Source organism: Pseudomonas sp. BIOMIG1BAC (genome assembly GCF_001705995.2).
GTDB classification, from domain to species: Bacteria; Pseudomonadota; Gammaproteobacteria; order Pseudomonadales; family Pseudomonadaceae; genus Aquipseudomonas; species Aquipseudomonas sessilinigenes.
Genome location: NZ_CP049045.1, coordinates 6,300,608 through 6,321,929, shown reverse-complemented (window position 1 = coordinate 6,321,929; position 21,322 = coordinate 6,300,608). Strand labels below are relative to the sequence as shown.

The following is a 21,322-nucleotide window of genomic DNA, read 5'->3' as shown; positions in this document are numbered from 1 at the left end:
CAGGTTGCTGGCTGGCCTGGACTTAGAAGGTAGTGCGCAAGCCCACTTCCACACTGCGCCCGGCCGCGGGTGCGATATCCCGCAGGATCGAACTGGCGTAGCGCACGGTCTGGTTGGTCAGGTTCTCGCCCTTGACGAAGGCCAGCCACTGGCTGCTGCCGATGTCGAAGCGGTACCCGGCGCTGGCTCCCAGGGTGGTGTAGCCATCGGTGCCGCTCTCGTTGTCCGGTACCCGGCCTTGGCTGGCGGCGTGTTGCACGTCCAGCCGGGCCTGCCAGCGGTCCAGTTCCCAAAGCAGGCCGCTGTTCAGGCGCAGGGGGGCGATGCGCGGCAGGTCCTGGCCATTGTCCAGGTTCTTGGCCCGGGTGTAGTCGCCGGACAGCTCCAGGGCGAACTTGCCGTAAGCGTTTTCCCCCAGGGTCCAGCGATCCTGGGCTTCGATCCCGGTGAAGCGTGCTCGTACTCCGCTGTAGGTATATTCCGGATGACCTGACAGATCTTCTTCGCCTTCATCGTTGAGGGTACGCCCCGTGCCCAATAGGCCGATGTAGTTGGAGAAGTGGCTGTAGAACACCCCGACGCTGCCTTTATGCACGCCGTTGTCGAAACGCAGGGCCAGGTCGCTGGAGACGGCCTTTTCCTTGGACAGCTTGGCGTTGCCCACTTCGTAGGTGCCGGTGGCGACGTGGGCGCCGTTGGCATACAGCTCGTAGAAGGTCGGCGCGCGCTCGGTGTAGCCCAGGGTGGCGGCCAGGGACCAGATCGGAGTCAGGGTGTAGACCGCGCCCGAGGACAGGCTGCCGGCGGTGAAGCTGCTGGATTTGTCGGCCTGGGCGAAGCGTTCGTTGCCCTTGCCATCCGGGTCCACGACCGTGTGTTCCAGGCGTCCACCAAGGCTGAGTTTCAGGCGGTCCGTGGCTTGCAGTTCCTCGAGGATGAACAGCGCGCCGCTGTTGGTATCGGTTTTCGGGACGAAGGCTTCCTCGCCCAGGGCCGAGAATTCGTTGCGGTTGAACTGGGCCCCGACCACCCCTTCGAGCGGGCCGATGGGCAAGTGCCGAGCCTCGACCCGGGCTTCATAACCCTTGTTCTTGAAGGTGGTGCCGGTTTCACCGCCTTCGATCTCGCGGTGTTCGTAGTCGGTATAGCCGGTATTGAACTTCAGCGAACTGAAGGGGCCTTGCAGGTTGCGCAGTTCCGAAGCGAAGGCGTAGTGGTCCTGCTTCATGCGGATGCGCACGTCCTGCTCGGCGGGGGAGCCGTAGTTGGAGTCGTAGTTGCTGTAGGACAGGCCGGCGTAGCCGTCGTCCCAGGTGTAGGACCCACCGATGGCACCACCGTCCTGGCGGCCGTCGCTGTTGCCCAGGCGGCCTTTCTTGCCGGTGCCGTCTTCGCTTTCCGGAGCATGGCGGCTACGGGCGTAACCCGGGATCTTCAGATCGTTGAACTGCCGTGAGTTGGCGTCCAGGTGCAGGGCGAAGGTGCCGTTGCCGGCTTCCAGCTTGCCGGCGCTGCTGCGGGTGGTGTCGGCACCGCCGTAGCGCAACTCGCCGGCACCGTGGATGCCCTCGATGGCTTCGGTGGGGATGCGGTTATCGAAGCTGTTGATCACCCCGCCGATGGCGTTGCCGCCATAGAGCAGGGCTGCCGGGCCACGGACGATCTCGATGCGCTCGACGTTGACCGGGTCCAGAGGCACGGCGTGGTCATAGGACAGCGACGAGGCGTCCAGGGCACCGACGCCATTGCGCAGGATGCGGATGCGATCGCCGTCCAGGCCGCGGATCACCGGGCGGCTGGCGCCGGGGCCGAAGTAGGACGAAGACACACCAGGTTGGTTGTTCAGGGTTTCGCCGAGGCTGCCCTTCTGCGCCAGGGTCAGCGAGTCGCCTTCGACCACCGTGGTGGGGGCGGCCAGTTCGGTGCTACCCAGGGGATTGGCGGTGATGACCTGCTGTGGCAGCTCCACGGCGTGGGCCTGGGTGGCGATCAGCAAGGCAGCGGACAGCGGCGACAGGCGCCACAGTAGCGAGCGAGAAGGGTGGTGGGCTGAAAGGGACATCGGTCGTTCCTTGGCAAGCTTTGCGCGGCGCGCATAGGGTCGAAAAACAGGCGGGGCACGGGTCGGCCCGGTGTGCGAGAGAATTGTCTTGTGTTGATACAATATAACATCTCATTTATTTGTAAAAGCCGGGAACTTTTCATCGGCTTGCAAAAACCGGCCTGGGGCGGGGGGCAGAAGTCTCGCTGTAGCCGCTGCCGCAGGCTGCGACCGGGCGTGCAGAGGCCGCTGGAGCAAGGGAGGGCGGGTCGATCGCTAAGGGGGCGGACCTTGGCACCGCCTCGGCAGCGGCTACAGTTAATTCAGCGCACTGGCGTGGGCGCGGGCCCTCGGCTAAGGTGCGCGGCTTCTTTTCTTTCTGCGCTCGAAGGCCTGGCATGACCGTTACCCACACCGACCCGCTGCATGGCGTGACCCTGGAACAGATCCTCAAGGCCCTGGTTGAGCACTACGAATGGTCGGGGCTGGCGCAGCGCATCGATATCCGCTGCTTCAAGGCTGATCCGAGCATCAAGTCGAGCCTGACATTCCTGCGCAAGACGCCTTGGGCCCGGGAAAAGGTCGAACGGCTCTACGTGAAGTTGCAACGCACCAAGCGCCCGCTCTGAGGTACGGCATGAGGCCCGGATCGCAGCTGGAGTCGCCCGGCCGGCGTGGCCTGATCGCGGTGGCGGCATTCCTTGGCTGGTTTGGCCTGACGGTACAGCTGTACCTGATCCTGCTGCTGCGCTGGGACGCCGGAGCCAGCTTGTTGGGCGGCCTGGTGAACTTCTTCAGTTTCTTCACCGTGCTGAGCAATACCCTGGTGGCCAGTGTGCTGACCTGCGCCCTGAACCTGCGGGTTTCCCGCGGGCAGGCCTTCATGCTCCAACCCTGGGTCAGTGGTGCGGTAGCTGCCAGCATCGTATTGGTGGGCCTGGCCTACAATCTGTTGCTGCGGCACCTGTGGCATCCACTGGGGTGGCAATGGCTGGCGGACGAATTGCTGCACGATGTGATGCCGCTGCTGTTCCTGGCCTATTGGTGGTGTTGCGTACCCAAGGGCCAGTTGCGCGTGCGCCATGTGGCTTGGTGGACTCTCTACCCGACCTTGTACTTCGCCTACCTGTTATGGCGTGGGCACTTGCTTGGGTTGTATCCCTATCCCTTCATTGCCGTGGATCGGCTGGGTTACCCCCGGGCGGTGCTTAATGCCCTGGGCCTGCTGGCGACGTTCGTCCTGGTATCGCTGGTGCTGCTGGGGTTGGACCGCTGGCTAGGTCGCCGGCATTGCGCGGGCCAGCAATGATTCGCCGATGCAGGTGGCAAGCACCTGCGTCGGCGCAAAGTCGCGGGTGAGGGTTACTCTTCTTCGCTGGTATCCAGGCGCCAGTAGCCGACGGCCTTGACGAATTCATCGTCGAGCCGATGCTCATCGAGCAGAATCCGGCGCAGTTGCCGCGAGACTTTGCTCTCGGTGGCGATCCAGGCATAGAGCCGGCCTTCTGGCACTTGCAGCCCGCGTACGCAACCGAGCAGATCCTGTTGGCCGCTATCACGTTCGACCCAGATCACCTCCACTTCGGCGGCGCTGTGCAGCGCCTGGCGTTCGGCACGATCCTGGATTTCGATCACCGCCAGGACCCGGCGGCCGGCGGGTAGCTCCTCCAGGCGCCGGGCGATGGCCGGCAGGGCGGTTTCATCGCCGATCAGCAGGTAGCTGTCGAAGATATCCGGGACCACCATCGAGCCTCGTGGCCCGGCGATGTGCAACTCCTGGCCGGGCTGGACCTGTTCGGCCCAGGTCGATGCAGGGCCGTCGCCGTGCAAGACGAAGTCGATGTCCAGCTCACCCAACTGCGGGTCGTAGCGGCGCGGGGTGTAGTCGCGCATGGCGGGCATCGGTCCGCTGTCCTTGCCCGGGCCCACGACCAGGGTTTGCAGGGCGGCTTGCTGCTCGGCGTTCTGCGGGAACAGCAACTTCACATGGTCGTCGCTGCCCAGGCTGAGGAACCCGGCCAGTTCCGGGCCGCCCAGGGTGACCCGGCGCATGCGCGGGGTCACGTCGACCACGCGCAGGACCTGCAGACGCCGGCGCTTGATCTCGTGCATGACCCGGTGAATGGACAATTCGGGAGTGGCAGTCATTCGGCTTTCTCCTGGCTGGAAGGGGTTGCAGGACCATCGACAATGGCCTTGGCAGTGTTGTTCAGCAGATCGCGGACCCGCAGGATTTCCTCGGGGCTCCAGCGACCGTTATGCATTTGCAGGGCATGGCGCAGGTTGTGCACCGCCTCGTGGATTTCTGCCGGGCGATCATGCCCGCGCAGCGAGCGCTTGCTGACTTCGATGCGCATGCGCACGCCATCCAGGGCAACGGCCTGCTCCTTGAGGAACAGACGACCGGTGTCGGTGGCGCTGTAGCGTTTTTTCCCGCCTTCGGTATCGCCCTGGATCATTTCGCTTTCTTCCAGGAAGGTCAGGGTCGGGTAGATCACGCCCGGGCTCGGGCTGTAGACGCCATCGAACATGGTTTCGATCTGGCGGATCAGGTCGTAGCCATGGCAGGGCTCGTCGGCGATCAACGCCAACAGCAGCAGCTTCAGGTCGCCGGGGGCGAATACCCGTGGGCCACGGCCACCGCGCTCACGGCCGCCGCGGCGCTCGAAGCCTTCGGGGCCGTCGCCATGTCCGCGGTGATGATGGGGGGGGTGGTGCTCTCTCATTTTCGTGCTCTCCGTTTTGGTTAAGACATAACTTAAGATATATCTTAAGAATGACGCAAGGGGTTCCGCACGACCCGGGGCCACCGTTCGTCGCAGCTGCTGATTGGCAAAGAGAGCGAGAAATGCCGCGCAGCCAGCCCCGGGGCTGGCCGCCGTGTGGGGCGTCAGCGTTGGGCCAGGCTGCCCTGGCACTGGGTGCCGCTACCCGGTTGCAGATAGGGCATGAGGATCGGCGCCATGCCCTTGAGCACCTGCACCGGCAAGGCCGAGGTGAACTTGAAGGCTTGGGCGGAGGCACCGGGAACATAGGCGGTGAGAGTGCCGAAGTGGTGATCGCCGATGTAGAACACGAAGGTCGCGGTGCGGTTGATGGATTTGGAGCTCAGCACCCGGCCTCCGGCGCCGATGGCCTCGATGCGGTTGTCGCCGGTGCCGGTCTTGCCGCCCATGGCCAGGGGCGTGCCGTCGGCCAGCTTGAAGCTGCCGGATACCCGCTTTGCGGTGCCGGCATCCACCACCTGGGACAGGGCTCCACGCAGCGCCGTGGCCACCTGCGAAGGCATCACCCGCTTGCCCTTGTCCGGGTCGTTGAGCAGGCGGGTTTCGTAGGGCGTGTTGGCGGCGAAGTGCAGGCTGTCGATGCGCAGGGTCGGCAGGCGCACACCGTCATTGAGGATGGTGCCCACCAGCTCGGCCAGGGCCGCTGGCCGGTCGCCGGAGCTGCCAATGGCGGTGGCCAGGGACGGCACCAGGTGGTCGAACGGGTACCCCACGGCTTGCCAGCGCTGGTGGATGTCGAGGAACGCCTCGATCTCCAGCATGGTGCGGATGCGGCTGTCCCGGGCGCTGCGGTGACGGCTCTTGAACAACCAGCTGTAGACCTCCTGGCGTTCGAACTCGCTGGCCTTGACCACCTGGCTGAAGTTGGCGTCGGGATTGTGCATCAGGTAACCGAGCAGCCACAGGTCCAACGGGTGGACCTTGGCGATGTAGCCCTGGTCCGGCAGGTCGTAGGCGCCCGGTCCGTAGCTGGCGTAGAGCTTGTCCAGGCGCTCGTCGGTGAGTTTCTCGCTGACCTTGGCGGTCTTCATGTGGGCCCGCACGAAGCGGTTGAAGCTGTCCTGGCTGGCGTCCGGCAGCAGGTAGCGATGCACGGCGGCCAGGCGGATCGCGGTGGGATGCATACCGTCGAGGAAGGTTTCCAGGCGCGACTGGGTGTCCTTGTTGCGATATTTCTTCCAGAAGCGCAGGAGGAACGAGGTGCCTTCGCGGTCGGCGAAGCGCGCCAGGTATTCCTGGCGCCGCGGGTTGTCATCGTCCTTGAGCAACTCGGCGCTGGCGCTGTCGCCGCCATAGGTGCTGTAGCGCACCAGATCGCGCATCAGGCGGATGAACGGCAGGTTGATGGATTCGCGCAAGGCATCGCGCAAGCTCGGGCTGCGGCCGTTGTCCTCGTTGCGAAAGTTGTGGAAGTGGTGCACGCCGCCACCGGTAAAGAAGGCCTCGCCGGGGCTGGCGGAGTAGGTGCGGTCCAGGGCGGCGTCGAGCATCTTCGGCAGGCTCTGGTCGCTGTTCTGCGCCAGGTAATCCAGGGCCCAGCGGCTCAGGCGGTCCTGGTCGTTCACCGCGACCTTCTTCAATTGCGCCGGGGTCTGTCCGGCGTACTTGTCGTGCAGTTCGGCGATGATCTGCAGGTAGGTGGTCAGCACCCGCAGCTTGGCGGTGGAGCCCAGCTCCAGCTTGCTGCCTTCGTTGATGTCGAAGGGCTGGTCGGTGCTGTCGGTCTGCACCCGCACTCGGGAGCCGTCGGGGGTGAGTTCGAACAGGGTGAAGCTGTAGCGCACTTGCGTGGTGCTGGTGGGGGTGAGCAGGCGCTCGCCAAGCAGGCCCACCTGCGCGGCGAAGGCCGGGTCGGCCAGATGCTTGAGGTATTCGGTGGCCTGGCGCTGCAGGTCGCTCTGCAAGGTGCTGGTGGCCGAGAGGTCGAGGCGGTCCAGGTCGTACAGCGGCCGGTTGAGCAGGGCCGCCAGGCGGCTGCGGGCCACGCTGATGCCCTTGTTGGTCTCGATCGGCTGGATCGTCGGCTGTTGCTGCCAATCCCGATAGGTCACCTTGCTGGCCAGGGCGGCGCTGCTCAGCGCCGGGTCGATGACATTGTTCTGCGCCAGCAGGCGGATGTGGCTGTCGGTCAAGTCCGCCAACTCTGTGCGGCCCTTGGCCAGGTAATGGGAGGGGCGGCGCTGGGCAATCATCAGCGACAGCACCTCGCGCAGGGCCAGGCCTCGCTGGGCCAGGCTGTGGGCATCCGTTGCCGTGCCGGCCAGGGCCTGGTTGACCTGGTTGAAGTCGGCGCCGTACCAGACCCGCAGCCCTTCGGCCATGCCATGGACCTCGCCGTGACCGGGAACGGCTGACAGCGGGACGCTGTTGAGGTAATCGCGCACGATGCGTTTACGGGCTTCCAGGGTCTGCGGGCCGTCCTGATAGGCGCGCACACTGGCCGAAACCATCTGCCGGATCTTTTCGCCGCCAGATGCCGTCAGGCCGTCGGGAGAGTGACGGTATTTTTCCAACTGCGTGGCCAGGGTACTGCCCCCGGCACTCTGGCCCGGCAGGTGCAGCAGCCGGGCCACCTGGGACCAGGCGGCCTTGGCGAAGCGTGGCCAGTCCACCGCCGGGTTGGCCTGGGCCAGTCCCGGGTCCAGCAGGTCACGGTTCTCGATGAACAGCAGGCTGTGCACCACCAGCGGCGGGATGCTGGCGAAATTCGCATACAGCTGTTGCGGATACTTGAACTGGTACAACGGTGCGGCCCGGCAGTCGGTGATGGACAACCCGGCCTGGATTTTTTCGGCATAGGGCACAAAAAAACCGCTTTTGCTGTAGTCCATCAAGGCTGGGGAGAACCGGGTCTGGGCTTCGATCAGGTAGCCGCGCTTGAGCAGGCGCGGCAGGAACTCGCCCAGGGCGCTATAGCCCAAGCGACGGTCGAAGGGGCCGCTGCCGGGATAGAACACCGCGTCGCTGGGGCCTGGCTGCAAGGAGTAGCTCAGGTCATTGGCCAGACTGCTGAACTCCCGGGCCTGAAGCTTTGAGGTGCGCATTTCCCGGGAGGCGGCCACTCCCAGGGCAATCAGGGTGATCAGCAACAACAGCCAGAACAGGCGCCAGAGATAGCGGCGGGGTCTGGGGCGTTTGGGCAAAGGCGCTTCGGCGTCGCTGTGGCTTGGCACTGCGGTGTTACGCGAATCGGTGTGCCACAAAGCGCCCATAGTCGATTGATCCATCCACGCAGATTGATCGGACTTGTCTGAAGCTTAGTCGGTGGTGGCCAACGGTGAGGAAATTGTCGAAACAGGTGTTTAGCCAGCGCCGCGGCGAGAGCCTGCTGTTGGTGCGATCAAGCGTTGATCGTCAGGCTATTCGCGGCGTGGTGGCAGGTAAGGAGAGTGTGCGGTGAAAAAACCGGAAAGTGCAGGAATAGAGCCTTTACCAAGGTAAATACGCCCTAGGTAGGGGCATGACGACACCCCGGGGCTGTGCAATACTCGCGACCCTTTCCGAGTGAGGTCTGCAGGCAAAAAGCAGGGAATGCTTCTCCGTGAAACCGGATATTGCCGAGATTTCTCTCTGAATTTAGCTATTTATAGAGTGAAAAGCCCTGTCAGGAGCTTTTTATACTGCGCACCCCGCTGATCTGGCAGGTCTTGTCCTACAGACGCGCCGTCCCACAAGGGCGGTCCGGTCAAGCAGGCTAGGGTTACCCGCCTTTGCCTGGAAGACTCGGTGGTTCATATCCAATAACAAAATGAGGTTGTATCTCTATGCCAGTTGGCAACCAACTGCCCCACGGCGAAACCGCTCAGGGCGGCCCGCTGAAACGCGAACTCGGCGAACGGCATATTCGCTTGATGGCCCTGGGCGCCTGTATCGGCGTCGGCCTGTTCCTCGGCTCGGCCAAGGCCATCCAAATGGCCGGTCCGGCCATCATGCTGTCCTACATCATCGGCGGCCTGGCGATCCTGGTGATCATGCGCGCCCTCGGCGAGATGGCAGTGCACAACCCGGTCGCCGGCTCTTTCAGCCGCTATGCACAAGACTACCTGGGGCCGCTGGCAGGCTTCCTCACCGGCTGGAACTACTGGTTCCTGTGGCTGGTGACCTGTGTCGCGGAAATCACCGCCGTGGCGGTGTACATGGGCATCTGGTTCCCCGATGTGCCGCGCTGGATCTGGGCCCTGGCGGCCCTGGTGAGCATGGGCTCGATCAACCTGATCGCGGTCAAGGCCTTCGGTGAGTTCGAGTTCTGGTTCGCCCTGATCAAGATCGTCACCATCATCGCCATGGTCATTGGCGGTGTCGGCATCATCGCCTTCGGCTTCGGCAACGATGGCGTGGCCCTGGGGATCTCCAACCTGTGGACCCACGGCGGCTTCATGCCCAACGGCGTGACTGGTGTGTTGATGTCCCTGCAAATGGTGATGTTCGCCTACCTGGGCGTAGAGATGATCGGCCTGACCGCCGGTGAAGCACGCAACCCGCAAAAGACCATTCCCAACGCCATCGGCTCGGTGTTCTGGCGCATCCTGCTGTTCTACGTGGGCGCGCTGTTCGTGATCCTGTCGATCTACCCATGGAACGAAATCGGCACCCAGGGCAGTCCCTTCGTGATGACTTTCGAGCGCCTGGGGATCAAGACCGCCGCCGGCATCATCAACTTCGTAGTGATCACTGCGGCCTTGTCGTCCTGCAACGGCGGTATCTTCAGTACCGGCCGCATGCTCTACAGCCTGGCGCAGAACGGCCAGGCGCCGGCCAGCTTCGCCAAGACCTCGGAAAGCGGCGTGCCGCGTCGCGCCTTGCTGCTGTCGATCTTCGCCTTGCTGCTGGGCGTGCTGCTCAACTACCTGGTGCCGGAGAAGGTGTTCGTCTGGGTGACCTCCATCGCCACCTTCGGCGCGATCTGGACCTGGGTGATGATCCTCCTGGCCCAGCTCAAGTTCCGCAAAGGCCTGACTCCAGCCGAGCGCGCCGGCTTGAAGTACCGGATGTGGCTGTACCCGATCAGCTCGTACCTGGCGCTGGCGTTCCTGGTACTGGTGGTGGGGCTGATGGCCTACTTCCCGGATACCCGTGTGGCGCTGTATGTCGGCCCAGCGTTCCTGGTCCTGTTGACCGCATTGTTCTACATGCTCAACCTGCATCCGACCAACACCCAGCAGCAGGCCCGTTCGGCTTCCTGAGTAGCGGCTCGGGGCTGCTCCCTACGTGAGCAGCCTGGCCTGATGGCCAAGCAATGAAAAATCCGGCGTCCCGTGAGGGGCGCCGGATTTTTTTTGGCCGGGCTCAACCGCCCAGGGTGCCGCTGGTGTCGGCATCGAACACCGCCTTGGCTTGCTTGGCGGCCGGTACCAGCAGGCCGAACAGCGTGGCCTCGCTGTAGAGCTGCCGGGGCGCCAGGTGGGTGGGCGTGGGTTCGATGGGAATCAGCACTTCCTCGGCGTCGCCGTGCAGCCAGATCAGCGTTGCTTGCAAGGCCGGGACGAACAGCAAGCGCAGTTCATAGGACTTGCCTTGCAGCTGTGGGGCTTGATCGGCCAGGTTCAGGGCGCTGATGGTCGAGGCCGCCAGGGCACCGTGGTTCAGTGCACAGAACTCCAGCTGGCCGGTGGTTTCGGTCAGTTGGGCGTCGGCGATCGAAACGCCACCGGCGAACACCAGGTAATGCCAATCGCCCGGCGTGGCCTGGGCCAGGTCCTGGCCGTTGGCCAGGTCTTCCAGGCTCAGGGTATAACTACGAAAGGCCTGGGACAGGTTCAAGGTGCCCGGGCCGGCATTGGCGAAGGCACGATTGATACCGAAGCCCTGGGTCTGCAGGGCCGATTGCAGGACCGGACGCAGTTGCTGGACGCCACCGGCGGGCGCCTTGGGATAAGTCAGTTGCATGCTGCCTCCTCAGTAGTTTTTCCGGGTGAAGTAGGTGTGGGTCCAGTTGCCGCCGCCGTTGTAGGTGCCGGGGAAGCTGTTCAGGGCGCGGGTCGAGTAGCCGAAGATCGAGTCGGCCACCAGGACATAACCACCATCGGTGCCATAGATCGTCAGGAAGTGCGCGCCACCGCCGTACCAGGCACAACGCAGGCCGACGGGGCGGCCCATGCCGATCTGGTTCTCGATGGCGGCCATCTGCATGCGGTCTTCACGCATGCCGCCATAGCTGCCGGTGGTACGCAGGGCCGAGTCCAGGTAGCCATAGACGTTGCACGGTCCGGGCTGGCTGCAGCAGGTGCTGCGGCCCAGCTCGGCGTTGGCCACGCCGCATTGGGTCCAGGAGCCGGTGTTGTAGTAATTGCCGACCGAGGCCGACAGGGCGGCCCAGCACCAGTTGGTCTGGGTCTGTTGCTGGATGCTGAAGTTCAGGCGGGCGCCGGCCAGGGGCGCGGCTTCGGCCTCTTGCGTGATTTCGTCCAGTTCCGGATCGAGCAGGGTGCCGGCCAGGCAGCGGGGCATGACCTGTGGGTTGCCGATAGGGGGCAGGGTAGTGCTTAGCATGTTCATTCTCCGTGAGTGAAAACCAGCCTCCGGCTGGTATTCGTCGCCGCACGTGAGCGGGCGGCGTACCGGACCCGGATGCCAGGCATCGCGCCGGGCCAGCCTCGATGGCAGGCGCTGTCGGGTCTGCACTCAACCTTAGATGAATTATGCGTCAGTGCAATTTATATATGCATAAATGCAAGTGCGCTGGCAAAGACGTCCCCGCTAAGGGGGGCGTCCGTGGCAGGCCTCGGGTTATTTCTCGTCGAGGAAATGTTCGAGGGCAGCATTGAAGAAGCCCGGGTCCTGGAGAAAGGCAAAGTGACTGACATTGGGCAGGATCAGCAGCCCAGCCCCGGGAATGGCCGCCGCCATGTACTCGGTGTGTTCGCGCTTGATGGCTTCGTCGCGATCGCCGTCGACGATCAGTACCGGTGCCTTGATCTTCGAAAGGTCGGCGTCGCTCCAGTTGGGTTGGCTGGCCCACATGTGGCTGATTTGCTCGACGAAGGCCTGGTACTCCCCGGGTGTCGGTGACAGTTTTGCGTATTCCTTGCCGGCGCGCTCGATGTAGGCGGCGAAGGTCGGATTGTTCTCCACCCCTTCCTTGACGCCGGAGGTGCGAGTGTTGGCGGCGTAGGCGAAGACCTTGCCCACCCGTTGCGGGTAGCGCATGGCCAGGTCCAGGCCGAGGATCGCGCCATCGCTCCAGCCGACGAAATCGGCCCGGGGGATTTTCAGTTGATCGAGCAGGGCGATCACATCGTCGGCCATCAGGTCGTAGCCGTAGGGGCGGGCATCGCGGGTGCTGCGGCCATGACCACGGCTGTCGACGCTGATCACCGTGTGCCGGGCGGCCAGGGCCTTGACCTGATGGCCCCAGTAGTCGGCATTGCCCAGGCCGCCGTGCAGCAGCACCACCGGCGAGCCATGGCCGATCTTGCTGTAGTAGAGGCGTATGCCATTGACCTGGGCGTAGTCGGACCGGGCCTCGGCCAGTGGAGCCGGGGTCGGGGGCAGGGTCTGCCAACGCTCGGCAGCGATGGCGGTGTCGAGCGATATCAACAAGGCGAGCATTGCAAGCAAGCGACGAGACATGGGTTTCTCCATTCCAATGGGGCCAGTGGGTCCTCTGCGGGCAGTGGTGCGTCATGTGCCCGCACGCGCGAAGCCTAGACGTCGATGATCACCAGGGTGCCATGGCTGCCGGGCAGCACGCTGTGGGCCTGGCCGGCCTGGACCAGGTACATCTGCCCGGGCAGCACCTCCACGGTGTTTCCTTCGATGCCCAGGCGCAGGCAGCCAGCGGTGACCAGCAAGCCTTCGTTGTAGTCGTGGATTTCTTCGGCATAGGGGCGGCGGTCCATGCGCAGCACCTTGATGCGTGCCGGGCCGACCTGGCCAACCTGCTTGGATTGCCAGGGTTCGGGCAGTTGACGGGACAGCAGCTCGAATGACAGCAGTGACATGGTGGATCTCCCAAAAGTAGGTCGTGTCGGGGCTGCTTTCGGTGGTCCGGTCAAGCATCGTGCAGGGTGTTTTCTAGAACGAGTCCATTAACAGCACGCGGCATTCGCGTGCCTGGAATGCATTGATCTGCGGGACCAGGCGGGTGAAGTGCTCGCTGCGGCAGTGAGCATCGAGGGCGGCCTGGTCGGGCCATAGTTCGATGAAGATGAAATGCCCGGGGTCCTTCTGGTCGACGAACAGATCGTAGGCGATGCACAGCGGTTCCTGTCGGGTCTTCTCCACCAGTTCGGCGTACCACGGGCGTACGGTCTCCAGGTGTTCGGGGAGGATGAAGTCTTCGGCAATGACCTTGAGCATGATGATCTTCCTTGTGGGTTGGCCAGGCTCCCTTGGCATCAGGGGAGCCTGGACGGCGGGTCTCAGGCCGCGGCTGGGGTATTGGGTTCGAAACTGTCGGCGCGTGCCAGTTGCCACATGCGCGAGTAGAACTCGCCGCTGACCTGGCCGGTGAGCAGTTCGCCGGGCTTGAGGAATACATGCAGTTGGGAGAACAGCTTGATCTCGGTGGCTGACATGCGGCGCACCAGGTGCTTGGCTTCGAGCTGCGAAGGATGTTGCAGGCCGGCGGCCGCGAGCATTTCCGCCAGGGCCTTGAGGGTGTTGTGGTGGAAGCTGTATACCCGCTGGGCCTTGTCCGGGACCACCAGTGCCCGCTGGCGCAGATTGTCCTGGGTGGCCACGCCGGTCGGGCACTTATTGGTGTGGCAGCTTTGCGACTGGATGCAGCCGATGGCGAACATGAAACCCCGTGCCGAGTTGGCCCAGTCGGCGCCGATGGCCAGGACGCTGGCGATATCGAAGGCGCTGACGATCTTGCCACTGGCACCGAGCTTGATCTTGTCCCGCAGGTTCAGGCCCACCAGGGTGTTGTGCACGAACAGCAGGCCTTCGCGCATCGGTGCGCCGATGTGGTCGGTGAACTCGACCGGCGCTGCACCGGTACCGCCTTCCTTGCCGTCGACCACGATGAAGTCCGGGAGAATGCCGGTTTCCAGCATGGCCTTGGCGATGCCCATGAACTCCCAGGGATGGCCAAGGCAGAACTTGAAGCCCACCGGCTTGCCACCGGACAGCTCACGCAGTTGCTGGATGAAATGCATCATTTCGATCGGGGTGGAGAAGGCACTGTGGCTCGAGGGCGAGATGCAATCCTCGCCCATGCGGATACCACGGGTCTGGGCAATCTCCTGGGTCACCTTGTGCTTGGGCAGGATGCCGCCGTGCCCCGGCTTGGCGCCCTGGCTCATCTTGATCTCGATCATCCGCACTTGTGGGTCCTGGGCCTGGGCGGCAAAGCGCTCGGGATCGAAGCGTCCATCGCTGGTGCGGCAGCCGAAGTAGCCGCTACCCAGTTCCCAGGTCAGGTCGCCACCGTGTTCGCGATGGTAGGGGCTGATGCTGCCTTCCCCGGTGTCATGGGCGAAATTGCCGAGCTTGGCACCCTGGTTCAGGGCGCGGATGGCATTGGCGCTCAGGGAGCCGAAGCTCATGGCCGAGATGTTGAAAACCGATGCCGAGTACGGCTGGGTGCACTGCGGGCCGCCGACGGTGACCCGGAAGGTGTTGGGATCGCTCAGCGGGGCCGGACGCATGGAGTGGCCGATGAATTCGAAACCCGACTGGTAGACATCGACCAGGGTGCCGAAGGGTTTGTCAGCGCTTTGGTTCTTGGCCCGGGAGTACACCAGGGAACGCTGGGCCCGGGAGAATGGCAGGGCGTCGCTGTCGGACTCCAGCAGGTACTGGCGGATCTCCGGGCGGATGCCTTCGACCAGGTAGCGGATGTTGCCCAGGATCGGGTAGTTGCGGCGAACGGCATGGGGGCTTTGCAGCAGATCGAAGATCCCCAGCAGGCTCAAAAGGCCGGTGACCAGGGTAAAGGGCCAGACCCAGTCGTATTCGACGAAAGGCAGGCTGGCGAGGGTGAATATCACGCAGGCGGCAAAGAAGGCGTAGCGGCTCAGGAGTGACAGGCTCATACGGGTTCCTTGGTTCGGACTCATTAAGATCGTTTGTCGGTACTCATCGTTGTTGGAGCGCTGGTTCTTATTGTTATGGCCGGGGCCGGCAACACGTCACGGGTCCTTCCGGGCACCAGGTGCCTGGAAAGAGATCGGGCACAGCTCGGACAGGGATTGAGGCCCTGCGTGCCGTAGATATGTTTTTTTAATGGGCTTTCACGGTCTCGGCGGAGATTTCCAGCTTACGGGCGATCTCCCGGTCGGGGCAACCGTTGAACGGCGGACGACCGGAATCCAAGGGCAAGGGTGCGGCCTGGCGCGGTTATCGCGGCGGACGGCTTGTTGCAATCGGTTCTCGTTTGGGCTGAATTGATATGTTATTGTATAACCTTTAATCGTTCGCCAAATGCCCTGGAGGCTCCATGAAACCTGGTATCCACCCCACCTATCGCACTGTGCTGTTCCACGACACTGCTGCGGACGTGTATTTCCTCATCGGTTCCACCGTCGACACCGACCGCACCCAGCAGTACAGCGATGGCCAGACCTATCCCTACGTGGCCCTCGACGTTTCCAGTGCTTCGCACCCGGTGTACACCGGCCAGCAGCGCAAGACCCAGTCCGAAGGTCGTATCGCGGGCTTCAACAAACGCTTCTCTGCCTTTGGTTCCAGCGCCAAGGGTGCCAAGTAAGGGCGTTGGCCGCACCGTTGCCGCGGGCAATGGTGCGATCATGGCTTACGGGGCGATCAGTGGTATTAAAAGGCCATCATTACAAGTGGAATTTCTTCTACGCTTGAATCAGGCAACGAGAATCATTGTTGCCAGTACACGCAATGAAGGATGCGTGCATCAACGTTGAACCGAGGTGGCCCATGGGTGATCCGGACGTTGTCACTGCTTCACTCCTGCCCGGGGTTCTGTTGGTCGATGCCCAGGCGCAGATCCTGCAACGCTTGCAGCAGTTGCTCGAGCCTCATCCCTACCGGCTGCATTTCGCCCGGGACCCTGCCCAGGCCCTGCACGTCATGGCCAGTTGCGAGGTGGACCTGGTGATCAGTTCCGCCCACCTGCCGCAGATGGATGGGCCGACCCTGCTGGCGCAGATCCACCAACAGTATCCGCTCACGACGCGAATCCTATTGACCGGTGATCCTGACCTGCAACTGATTACCAAGGCCATCAACGAGGGAGAGATCTATCGCTACCTGAACAAGCCCTGGAATGACCAGGAGCTGCTGCAGGCCGTGCACCAGGCATTGGAACACCAGCATTGCGAGCGTGAACGCCAACGCCTGGAGGCCCTGGCCCGTCAACAAAACAGCGAACTCAAGCTCCTCAACGCCCAACTGGAAAAGCACGTTGCAGCGCGTACCGCCGAGTTGCAGCAGACCGCCGACATGCTCGACCTCGCCTATGAGGAGCTCAAGCACAGCTATGCCACGGGGGCCGAGCTGTTTTCGCTCCTGGTGAACCAGCGTTTGCCTGTCGGCAAGCAGACCAACCGGCGGGTCATCGAACTGGTGCGTGCCTACTGCACGATCCAGGGACTTGGGGATGTGCTCCAGCGCGACCTGGCCATGGCGGCTGCGCTGCACAACATCGGCAAGTTGAGCTGGAGTGACAGCATGATGGTTACCCCGGCTGACCAATTGCACCCTCACCAGCGCGAACGCTACCGGGCCTACCCGCAGCAGAGTGAGTCGCTGCTGATGACCCTGGAACCGGTGCAGGATGCCGCCCGGCTGATCCGGCATCACCAGGAGCACTGGGATGGCACGGGCTTTCCCGATCACCTCAAGGGCCCGGCGATTCCCCTGGGGGCGCGGCTGCTCAAGCTGGCGGTGGACTTCATCGAATTGCAGTGCGGCCTGATCCTGGAACGGCGGATGAACAGCGACGAGGCCCTGGTGTTCATTCGCAAGTACGCCGGTCGGCTGTACGACCCGGACCTGGTGGAGGGGTTTATCCAGGTGTGCTCGGTGTATCTGTGCGATGTCACTCTGGGAGACCCTGCGGTACGGGTCATGGGTACTCGGGAACTGGTAGCGGGAATGATCCTGGCGCGCAACCTCAATGCCGACAACGGCATGCTGTTGCTCAATGCTGGCAAGGTGCTCAGCCTGCCCCTGGTGGACAAGCTGATTGCCTTTGAAACCATGGAGGGCGCTCGCTACAGCGTATTCGTCAAGCTGCCCCGAGAGGAAAGGGTGAGCGCCTGAGCCAGGTAGAAAGACCATGGGTGGATGGCGCCAGGCAGGTACTCATGTGATCCTTGCGCCTTCGTTTCCAAGGTCTTCGTATTCCCATGCCTGCATCTTCCTCTGCTGCTCCCTCCCTTATTCGCATCGCTGCGGCACTGCTGATCGGCGCCGACGGCCACACCCTGCTGGTGCGCAAGCGCGGTACCCAGGCCTTCATGCAACCTGGTGGCAAGATCGAGGCTGGCGAGCAGCCGGTTCATGCCCTGGCTCGTGAGTTGGAAGAGGAGCTGGGCTTGCGTATCGACCCGGCCCAGGCCCGCTACCTGCAACAATTCTCGGCACCGGCGGCCAATGAGCCGGGGTTCGTGGTGCAGGCCGAGGTATTCCTGATCCATATCGACACCCCGGTGACCCCTGCAGCCGAGATCGAGGAGGTGCGCTGGATCGATCCGGCCGGCGATGGTGGTTTGTTCCTGGCCCCATTGACAAGGGATCTGATCTTGCCGTTCTATCGCCAGGCCCAGGCATCTCCAGCCTGAGGCCCCATAGCCAAGGACTGCCATGATTCCACTGCACGACTACCTGATTTTCGTCGCCGCCTCCCTGCTGATGGTGCTGACTCCAGGGCCGAACATGATCTACCTGATTTCCCGTTCGATCTGCCAGGGCCGCAAGGCCGGGGTTACATCGTTGCTGGGGGTGGTGGCTGGGTTCTTCGTCCACCTGATGGCCGCTTCCCTGGGGCTCACGGCCGTGTTCATGGCGGTGCCCATGGCTTATGAAGTCCTCAAGTGGGCAGGTGCCCTGTACTTGCTATGGCTGGCCTGGCAGGCGCTCAAGCCCGGTGCCCGGTCGCCCTTCGAGGCCCAGCAACTGCCGGCCGATTCGCCGCGCAAGCTGATGACCATGGGCTTTCTGACCAGTGCCCTGAATCCCAAGATCGCCGTGTTCTACCTGTCGATCTTCCCGCAGTTCATCCATCCCGAATACGGTTCGGTATTCACCCAGAGCATCATCCTCGGTCTGACCCAGATCAGCGTGAGTTTCTCGGTGAACCTGCTGATCGCCCTGTTCGCCGCCGGTATCGCCTCCTGGTTCGCCAGCAATCCGACCTGGTTGTCGGCCCAGCGTTATTTCATGGGTTTCGTGCTGGCAGGATTGGCGGTGCGCTTGATGTTCGAACAACGTCGTGCCAACTGAACACTGGAGTAGTGCCATGACAGAGTTTTCCAGCCCCGAGACCGTGGTCGAGGAGCAACTGCAAGCCTATAACCGCAAGGACCTGGAGGCCTGGCTGGCGACCTATGCCAGGGATGCCCGGCAATACGAGCATCCGGCGACCTTGCTGGCCCGTGGTCATGAAGAGATCCGGGCTCGGGCGCAACTGCGCTTCCAGGAGCCCAACCTGCACGCCCGGCTGCTCCAGCGCTCGGTGATGGGCAATGTGGTCATTGATCATGAGCTGATCAGCCGCACCTTTAGCGATGGCACCGGAACCCTGGAAACCGTAGCCATCTATGAAGTGCAGGATGGCAAGATAAAGTCCGCCTCATTCATTACCGGACAAAAGACCCTCGATTGAACATGCAGATCCAACGCCTGACCCCTGATGATGTCGAGCAATACCGGGCCTTGATGCTCGAAGCCTATGAGCGCCATCCGCAGGCGTTCACCTCCAGCGTCCGCGAACGGGAAAAGCTGCCCCTGGCCTGGTGGGCCGCTCGCCTGGATGGTGAGCTGGACGTGCTCCTGGGGGCGTTCTGCGAAGGGCGGCTGCTGGGGATCGTCGGCCTGGCCTTCGAACTTCGCGAGAAGGCCAGGCACAAGGCGACCCTCTTTGGCCTGTATGTCACCGCTGGACAGCGCAATAGCGGCCTGGGCTACCGATTGGTCCAGGACCTGCTGGCCGAGGCTGGGGAGTACGAAGGACTGCGCCTGGTACAACTGACCGTGACCGCAGGCAATGACGCTGCATTGTCCTTGTACGAGCGTTGTGGCTTTGTCCAATACGGCCTTGAGCCCCAGGCTGTTCGGGTCGGGGACGACTACTTCGACAAGATCCACATGTGGCGCGAGCTGTCGCTCGAGTCCTGAGGCCTCGGCGCCAGCCAAGTCGGCTCAACGGACGGCACTGACGCCATCGAGGGTGGAGAACGAGGTGTCCTTGGCGGTCAGCAGGAAATCCCGCATGTAGGGCGCGTCCAGCATGTCGCTGCGAACCGCCGCATACAGGGTGGCGAACAGGCCCTTTTCCCCCAGTCGCTTGGCCTTCACGTAGCCTCTTGAGCTGTACTCATGCAAGGCCCAATGAGGCATGCCGCACACTCCTCGGCCGCTGGCCACCAGTTGCATCATCATCACTGTCAATTCCGAGGTGCGTACCTGCGCCGGTTCGATGTCGGCCGGTTCCAGGAAGCGGGTGAAGATGTCCAGGCGATCCCGTTCCACCGGGTAGGTGATCAGGGTTTCACTTTGCAGGTCCTGCGGGACTATGTAGGGCTTGCTGGCCAGTGCGTGCTGGTTGGCCACCGCGAGCATGGCCTCGTAGGTGAACAGCGGCACATAGGTGATGCCGGCCAGGTCCACGGGATCGGACGTCACTACCAGGTCCAGGTCGCCACGGGCCAGGGCCGGCAATGGGGCAAAGGAAAAGCCTGAGGCCAGGTCCAGCTCTACCTCGGGCCAGGCGTCGCGGAACTGGTCGATGGTCGGCATCAGCCACTGGAAGCAGCTATGGCACTCGATCGCCATGTGCAGGCGGCCGGCGGTGCCGCCTGCCAGCCGCGAAAGGTCGCGCTCGGCGCCCCGCAGCAGTGGCAGGGTGGCGTCTGCCAGTTGCAGCAGGCGCAGCCCGGCGCTGGTAAAGCGCACGGGCTTGGTCTTGCGCACGAACAGTGGCATGCCCAGGCGTTCCTCCAGCTCCTTGAACTGGTGCGAGAGGGCGGATTGGGTCAGGTGCAGGCGTTCGGCGGCTTCTACCAGGCTGTCGGCTTCGCGCAAGGCGTGCAGGGTCTTCAGGTGACGGATCTCGAGCATCAGGAACTCCATGAATGAATTTTGTGATCGGGGGCAAAAGGTTGAGTTTGTCTCATGCAGGAACAGCTGTCGACCAGGGGCCTGGCCTCGCCCGGGGATTTTTCCCTCATGGGCGGCTGACGGACCGGAGAGGGCATGACCGCTGGGCAATCTTCATCAAACTGTCACGCAACTGTGGCAGCGCGAATCATCGAAGTTCATCAGACTCGCGCTCTACTGGGGTTCTGCGTTTCGGTGTTTTCCATGCGGGCAAGATTTCTCTCGATTATTTTCTTGCTGGCCGGGCTATTGCCCGGCCAGTTTTCTTTTGCGGCCTCGCGTTGCGATGTCGATGTACCGACCCAGCGGGTCGAGCTGCCACAGGTAAGCCTGGCCTACCAGAGCATCGGTCGTGCCTCCGATCCGGCGTTGCTCTTGGTCATGGGGCTGGGTGGGCAGTTGATCCATTGGCCGGACGAGGTGGTCGTCGCCCTGTGCCAGCAGGGTTTCCGGGTGATTCGCTATGACAATCGCGATGTCGGCTTGTCCACCTGGCGCCAGGCACCGGCCAGCGCCAACCTGACGCTCGAGGTGCTGCGCTACAAGCTCGGCCTGCCGGTGGCTGCGCCCTATACCCTGACCAACATGGCCGAGGATGCCCTGGGGCTGATGGACGCCCTGCACGTGGAGCAGTTCCATGTGCTGGGGGCAAGCATGGGCGGGATGATTGCCCAGCACTTGGCGGCGATGGCCCCGCAACGGATCGAAAGCCTGACCCTGGTGATGACCAGCTCCGGTGCCGAGGGCCTGCCGGCGCCGAATGCCGCCCTGGTGCAATTGCTGTCGCGGCGCAATGCACCCAACCGGGAGGCGGCCCTGGAGCAGCAGGCCGATCTCTTGGCCGCCCTGGGTAGCCCGAAGGTGAGGGATGACCGGCAGGTCTTGCTGCACCAGGCTGCGCTGGCCTATGACCGGGCATTCAACCCCGAGGGGGTCAAGCGCCAGATCATGGCGATCCTTGCCGAGCCGAGCCGGGTGGCCATGCTCAAGCAACTGCGGGTGCCGACCCTGGTGGTCCACGGTACCGCCGATCCACTGTTGCCGGTGATGCACGGAGTGCACTTGGCGGCGCATATCCAAGGGAGCCAGTTGAAGCTGATCCCGGGGCTGGCCCATCGTTTCCAGGAAGCCTTCAAGGCTCCGTTGCTGGCGGCGGTGCTGCCGTACCTGCAGAGCCATCGCGAAGATACTTCGCACTGGGCGCAGATCGAGCCGCTGGAAGTGGGTCGCATGCTCTGAGCCAAGCCTCAAGCGG

At 63.3% G+C, this 21,322-nt stretch carries 21 protein-coding genes; 10 read left to right on the top strand and 11 right to left on the bottom strand.

Annotated features, from left to right (window positions below):
• Positions 1-22: 22 nt before the first annotated feature.
• Entirely contained in the window at positions 23-2,062 is a 2,040-nt protein-coding gene (locus tag ATY02_RS29305; RefSeq protein WP_068584868.1) for a TonB-dependent receptor, read from the bottom strand.
• Positions 2,063-2,439: 377 nt separating this feature from the next.
• On the opposite strand from ATY02_RS29305, the gene ATY02_RS29300 reads away from it, so the two are divergent.
• Complete coding sequence (locus ATY02_RS29300) at positions 2,440-2,670, top strand: VF530 family DNA-binding protein (RefSeq protein ID WP_068584870.1); 231 nt, start codon at positions 2,440-2,442, stop codon at positions 2,668-2,670.
• An 8-nt stretch (positions 2,671-2,678) separates the two neighbouring features.
• Positions 2,679-3,350, top strand: coding sequence for a Pr6Pr family membrane protein (locus tag ATY02_RS29295; RefSeq protein ID WP_068584877.1), 672 nt, complete (start codon positions 2,679-2,681; stop codon positions 3,348-3,350).
• A 53-nt stretch (positions 3,351-3,403) separates the two neighbouring features.
• On the opposite strand, the gene ATY02_RS29290 is transcribed toward ATY02_RS29295, so the two are convergent.
• The 3 genes from ATY02_RS29290 to ATY02_RS29280 all read right to left on the bottom strand — a co-directional run bounded on the left by ATY02_RS29290 (position 3,404) and on the right by ATY02_RS29280 (position 8,039).
• Positions 3,404-4,189: a siderophore-interacting protein gene (locus ATY02_RS29290; protein ID WP_068584879.1), complete on the bottom strand. Its 786-nt coding sequence runs from the start codon at positions 4,187-4,189 to the stop codon at positions 3,404-3,406.
• A complete protein-coding gene (locus ATY02_RS29285; RefSeq protein WP_068584881.1) occupies positions 4,186-4,767 on the bottom strand; it encodes a PadR family transcriptional regulator in 582 nt (193 codons plus the stop codon). Before ATY02_RS29285 ends, ATY02_RS29290 begins: the two co-directional genes overlap by 4 nt.
• Positions 4,768-4,931: 164 nt before the next feature.
• Positions 4,932-8,039: a transglycosylase domain-containing protein gene (locus tag ATY02_RS29280; RefSeq protein ID WP_068584883.1), complete on the bottom strand. Its 3,108-nt coding sequence runs from the start codon at positions 8,037-8,039 to the stop codon at positions 4,932-4,934.
• A gap of 552 nt (positions 8,040-8,591) precedes the next feature.
• Between ATY02_RS29280 and ATY02_RS29275 the strand changes: the two genes are divergently transcribed.
• Positions 8,592-10,010 carry an amino acid permease gene (locus ATY02_RS29275; protein WP_068584887.1) on the top strand — a complete coding sequence of 473 codons (1,419 nt, stop codon included), beginning with the start codon at positions 8,592-8,594 and terminating at the stop codon, positions 10,008-10,010.
• Between the two features lie 103 nt (positions 10,011-10,113).
• Here ATY02_RS29275 and ATY02_RS29270 read toward each other — a convergent pair whose 3' ends face one another.
• The 6 genes from ATY02_RS29270 to ATY02_RS29245 form a co-directional block, all read right to left on the bottom strand.
• A complete protein-coding gene (locus ATY02_RS29270) occupies positions 10,114-10,713 on the bottom strand; it encodes a hypothetical protein (protein ID WP_068584890.1) in 600 nt (199 codons plus the stop codon).
• A gap of 9 nt (positions 10,714-10,722) precedes the next feature.
• Positions 10,723-11,316 (bottom strand): papain-like cysteine protease family protein, encoded by a 594-nt coding sequence (locus tag ATY02_RS29265; protein ID WP_068584893.1) that lies wholly within the window; start codon positions 11,314-11,316, stop codon positions 10,723-10,725.
• 237 nt (positions 11,317-11,553) lie between these two features.
• Positions 11,554-12,396 (bottom strand): alpha/beta fold hydrolase, encoded by an 843-nt coding sequence (locus ATY02_RS29260; RefSeq protein WP_068584896.1) that lies wholly within the window; start codon positions 12,394-12,396, stop codon positions 11,554-11,556.
• A gap of 74 nt (positions 12,397-12,470) precedes the next feature.
• On the bottom strand, positions 12,471-12,767 hold the full coding sequence (locus ATY02_RS29255; protein WP_068584899.1) for a cupin domain-containing protein: 297 nt from the start codon (positions 12,765-12,767) through the stop codon (positions 12,471-12,473).
• A 73-nt stretch (positions 12,768-12,840) separates the two neighbouring features.
• Complete coding sequence (locus ATY02_RS29250) at positions 12,841-13,125, bottom strand: putative quinol monooxygenase (protein ID WP_068584901.1); 285 nt, start codon at positions 13,123-13,125, stop codon at positions 12,841-12,843.
• 62 nt (positions 13,126-13,187) lie between these two features.
• Entirely contained in the window at positions 13,188-14,807 is a 1,620-nt protein-coding gene (locus tag ATY02_RS29245) for an FMN-binding glutamate synthase family protein (protein WP_068584909.1), read from the bottom strand.
• 404 nt (positions 14,808-15,211) lie between these two features.
• Here ATY02_RS29245 and ATY02_RS29240 point away from each other — a divergent pair, with 404 nt between their 5' ends.
• The 6 genes from ATY02_RS29240 to ATY02_RS29215 all read left to right on the top strand — a co-directional run bounded on the left by ATY02_RS29240 (position 15,212) and on the right by ATY02_RS29215 (position 19,086).
• A complete protein-coding gene (locus ATY02_RS29240; RefSeq protein WP_068584912.1) occupies positions 15,212-15,481 on the top strand; it encodes a type B 50S ribosomal protein L31 in 270 nt (89 codons plus the stop codon).
• 182 nt (positions 15,482-15,663) lie between these two features.
• Positions 15,664-17,010, top strand: a complete 1,347-nt coding sequence (locus tag ATY02_RS29235; RefSeq protein WP_068584914.1) for an HD domain-containing phosphohydrolase — start codon at positions 15,664-15,666, stop codon at positions 17,008-17,010.
• Between the two features lie 86 nt (positions 17,011-17,096).
• Positions 17,097-17,531, top strand: a complete 435-nt coding sequence (locus tag ATY02_RS29230) for an NUDIX hydrolase (RefSeq protein WP_068584916.1) — start codon at positions 17,097-17,099, stop codon at positions 17,529-17,531.
• A gap of 22 nt (positions 17,532-17,553) precedes the next feature.
• Entirely contained in the window at positions 17,554-18,192 is a 639-nt protein-coding gene (locus ATY02_RS29225; RefSeq protein WP_068584919.1) for a LysE family translocator, read from the top strand.
• 16 nt (positions 18,193-18,208) lie between these two features.
• Positions 18,209-18,574, top strand: coding sequence for a nuclear transport factor 2 family protein (locus tag ATY02_RS29220; protein WP_068584922.1), 366 nt, complete (start codon positions 18,209-18,211; stop codon positions 18,572-18,574).
• Between the two features lie 2 nt (positions 18,575-18,576).
• The gene (locus ATY02_RS29215) at positions 18,577-19,086 is read left to right on the top strand and encodes a GNAT family N-acetyltransferase (protein WP_068584925.1); all 510 of its coding nucleotides are present in this window, start codon (positions 18,577-18,579) and stop codon (positions 19,084-19,086) included.
• Between the two features lie 24 nt (positions 19,087-19,110).
• On the opposite strand, the gene metR is transcribed toward ATY02_RS29215, so the two are convergent.
• Positions 19,111-20,028 (bottom strand): transcriptional regulator MetR, encoded by a 918-nt coding sequence (metR, locus tag ATY02_RS29210; protein ID WP_068584929.1) that lies wholly within the window; start codon positions 20,026-20,028, stop codon positions 19,111-19,113.
• 243 nt (positions 20,029-20,271) lie between these two features.
• Between metR and ATY02_RS29205 the strand changes: the two genes are divergently transcribed.
• Entirely contained in the window at positions 20,272-21,306 is a 1,035-nt protein-coding gene (locus ATY02_RS29205) for an alpha/beta fold hydrolase (protein WP_068584932.1), read from the top strand.
• Positions 21,307-21,322: the final 16 nt, after the last annotated feature.

Excerpts from the sequence above, each read along its gene's own strand:
- ATY02_RS29215 (WP_068584925.1), top strand. The coding sequence starts at position 18,577 with ATGCAGATCCAACGCCTGACCCCTGATGATGTCGAGCAATACCGGGCC.
- ATY02_RS29295 (WP_068584877.1), top strand. The coding sequence starts at position 2,679 with ATGAGGCCCGGATCGCAGCTGGAGTCGCCCGGCCGGCGTGGCCTGATC.
- metR (WP_068584929.1), bottom strand. The coding sequence starts at position 20,028 with ATGCTCGAGATCCGTCACCTGAAGACCCTGCACGCCTTGCGCGAAGCC.
- ATY02_RS29290 (WP_068584879.1), bottom strand. The coding sequence starts at position 4,189 with ATGACTGCCACTCCCGAATTGTCCATTCACCGGGTCATGCACGAGATC.
- ATY02_RS29240 (WP_068584912.1), top strand. The coding sequence starts at position 15,212 with ATGAAACCTGGTATCCACCCCACCTATCGCACTGTGCTGTTCCACGAC.
- ATY02_RS29235 (WP_068584914.1), top strand. The coding sequence starts at position 15,664 with ATGGGTGATCCGGACGTTGTCACTGCTTCACTCCTGCCCGGGGTTCTG.
- ATY02_RS29220 (WP_068584922.1), top strand. The coding sequence starts at position 18,209 with ATGACAGAGTTTTCCAGCCCCGAGACCGTGGTCGAGGAGCAACTGCAA.
- ATY02_RS29270 (WP_068584890.1), bottom strand. The coding sequence starts at position 10,713 with ATGCAACTGACTTATCCCAAGGCGCCCGCCGGTGGCGTCCAGCAACTG.
- ATY02_RS29300 (WP_068584870.1), top strand. The coding sequence starts at position 2,440 with ATGACCGTTACCCACACCGACCCGCTGCATGGCGTGACCCTGGAACAG.
- ATY02_RS29205 (WP_068584932.1), top strand. The coding sequence starts at position 20,272 with ATGCGGGCAAGATTTCTCTCGATTATTTTCTTGCTGGCCGGGCTATTG.
- ATY02_RS29305 (WP_068584868.1), bottom strand. The coding sequence starts at position 2,062 with ATGTCCCTTTCAGCCCACCACCCTTCTCGCTCGCTACTGTGGCGCCTG.
- ATY02_RS29260 (WP_068584896.1), bottom strand. The coding sequence starts at position 12,396 with ATGTCTCGTCGCTTGCTTGCAATGCTCGCCTTGTTGATATCGCTCGAC.
- ATY02_RS29280 (WP_068584883.1), bottom strand. The coding sequence starts at position 8,039 with ATGGGCGCTTTGTGGCACACCGATTCGCGTAACACCGCAGTGCCAAGC.
- ATY02_RS29265 (WP_068584893.1), bottom strand. The coding sequence starts at position 11,316 with ATGCTAAGCACTACCCTGCCCCCTATCGGCAACCCACAGGTCATGCCC.
- ATY02_RS29225 (WP_068584919.1), top strand. The coding sequence starts at position 17,554 with ATGATTCCACTGCACGACTACCTGATTTTCGTCGCCGCCTCCCTGCTG.
- ATY02_RS29255 (WP_068584899.1), bottom strand. The coding sequence starts at position 12,767 with ATGTCACTGCTGTCATTCGAGCTGCTGTCCCGTCAACTGCCCGAACCC.
- ATY02_RS29245 (WP_068584909.1), bottom strand. The coding sequence starts at position 14,807 with ATGAGCCTGTCACTCCTGAGCCGCTACGCCTTCTTTGCCGCCTGCGTG.
- ATY02_RS29230 (WP_068584916.1), top strand. The coding sequence starts at position 17,097 with ATGCCTGCATCTTCCTCTGCTGCTCCCTCCCTTATTCGCATCGCTGCG.
- ATY02_RS29285 (WP_068584881.1), bottom strand. The coding sequence starts at position 4,767 with ATGAGAGAGCACCACCCCCCCCATCATCACCGCGGACATGGCGACGGC.
- ATY02_RS29250 (WP_068584901.1), bottom strand. The coding sequence starts at position 13,125 with ATGCTCAAGGTCATTGCCGAAGACTTCATCCTCCCCGAACACCTGGAG.
- ATY02_RS29275 (WP_068584887.1), top strand. The coding sequence starts at position 8,592 with ATGCCAGTTGGCAACCAACTGCCCCACGGCGAAACCGCTCAGGGCGGC.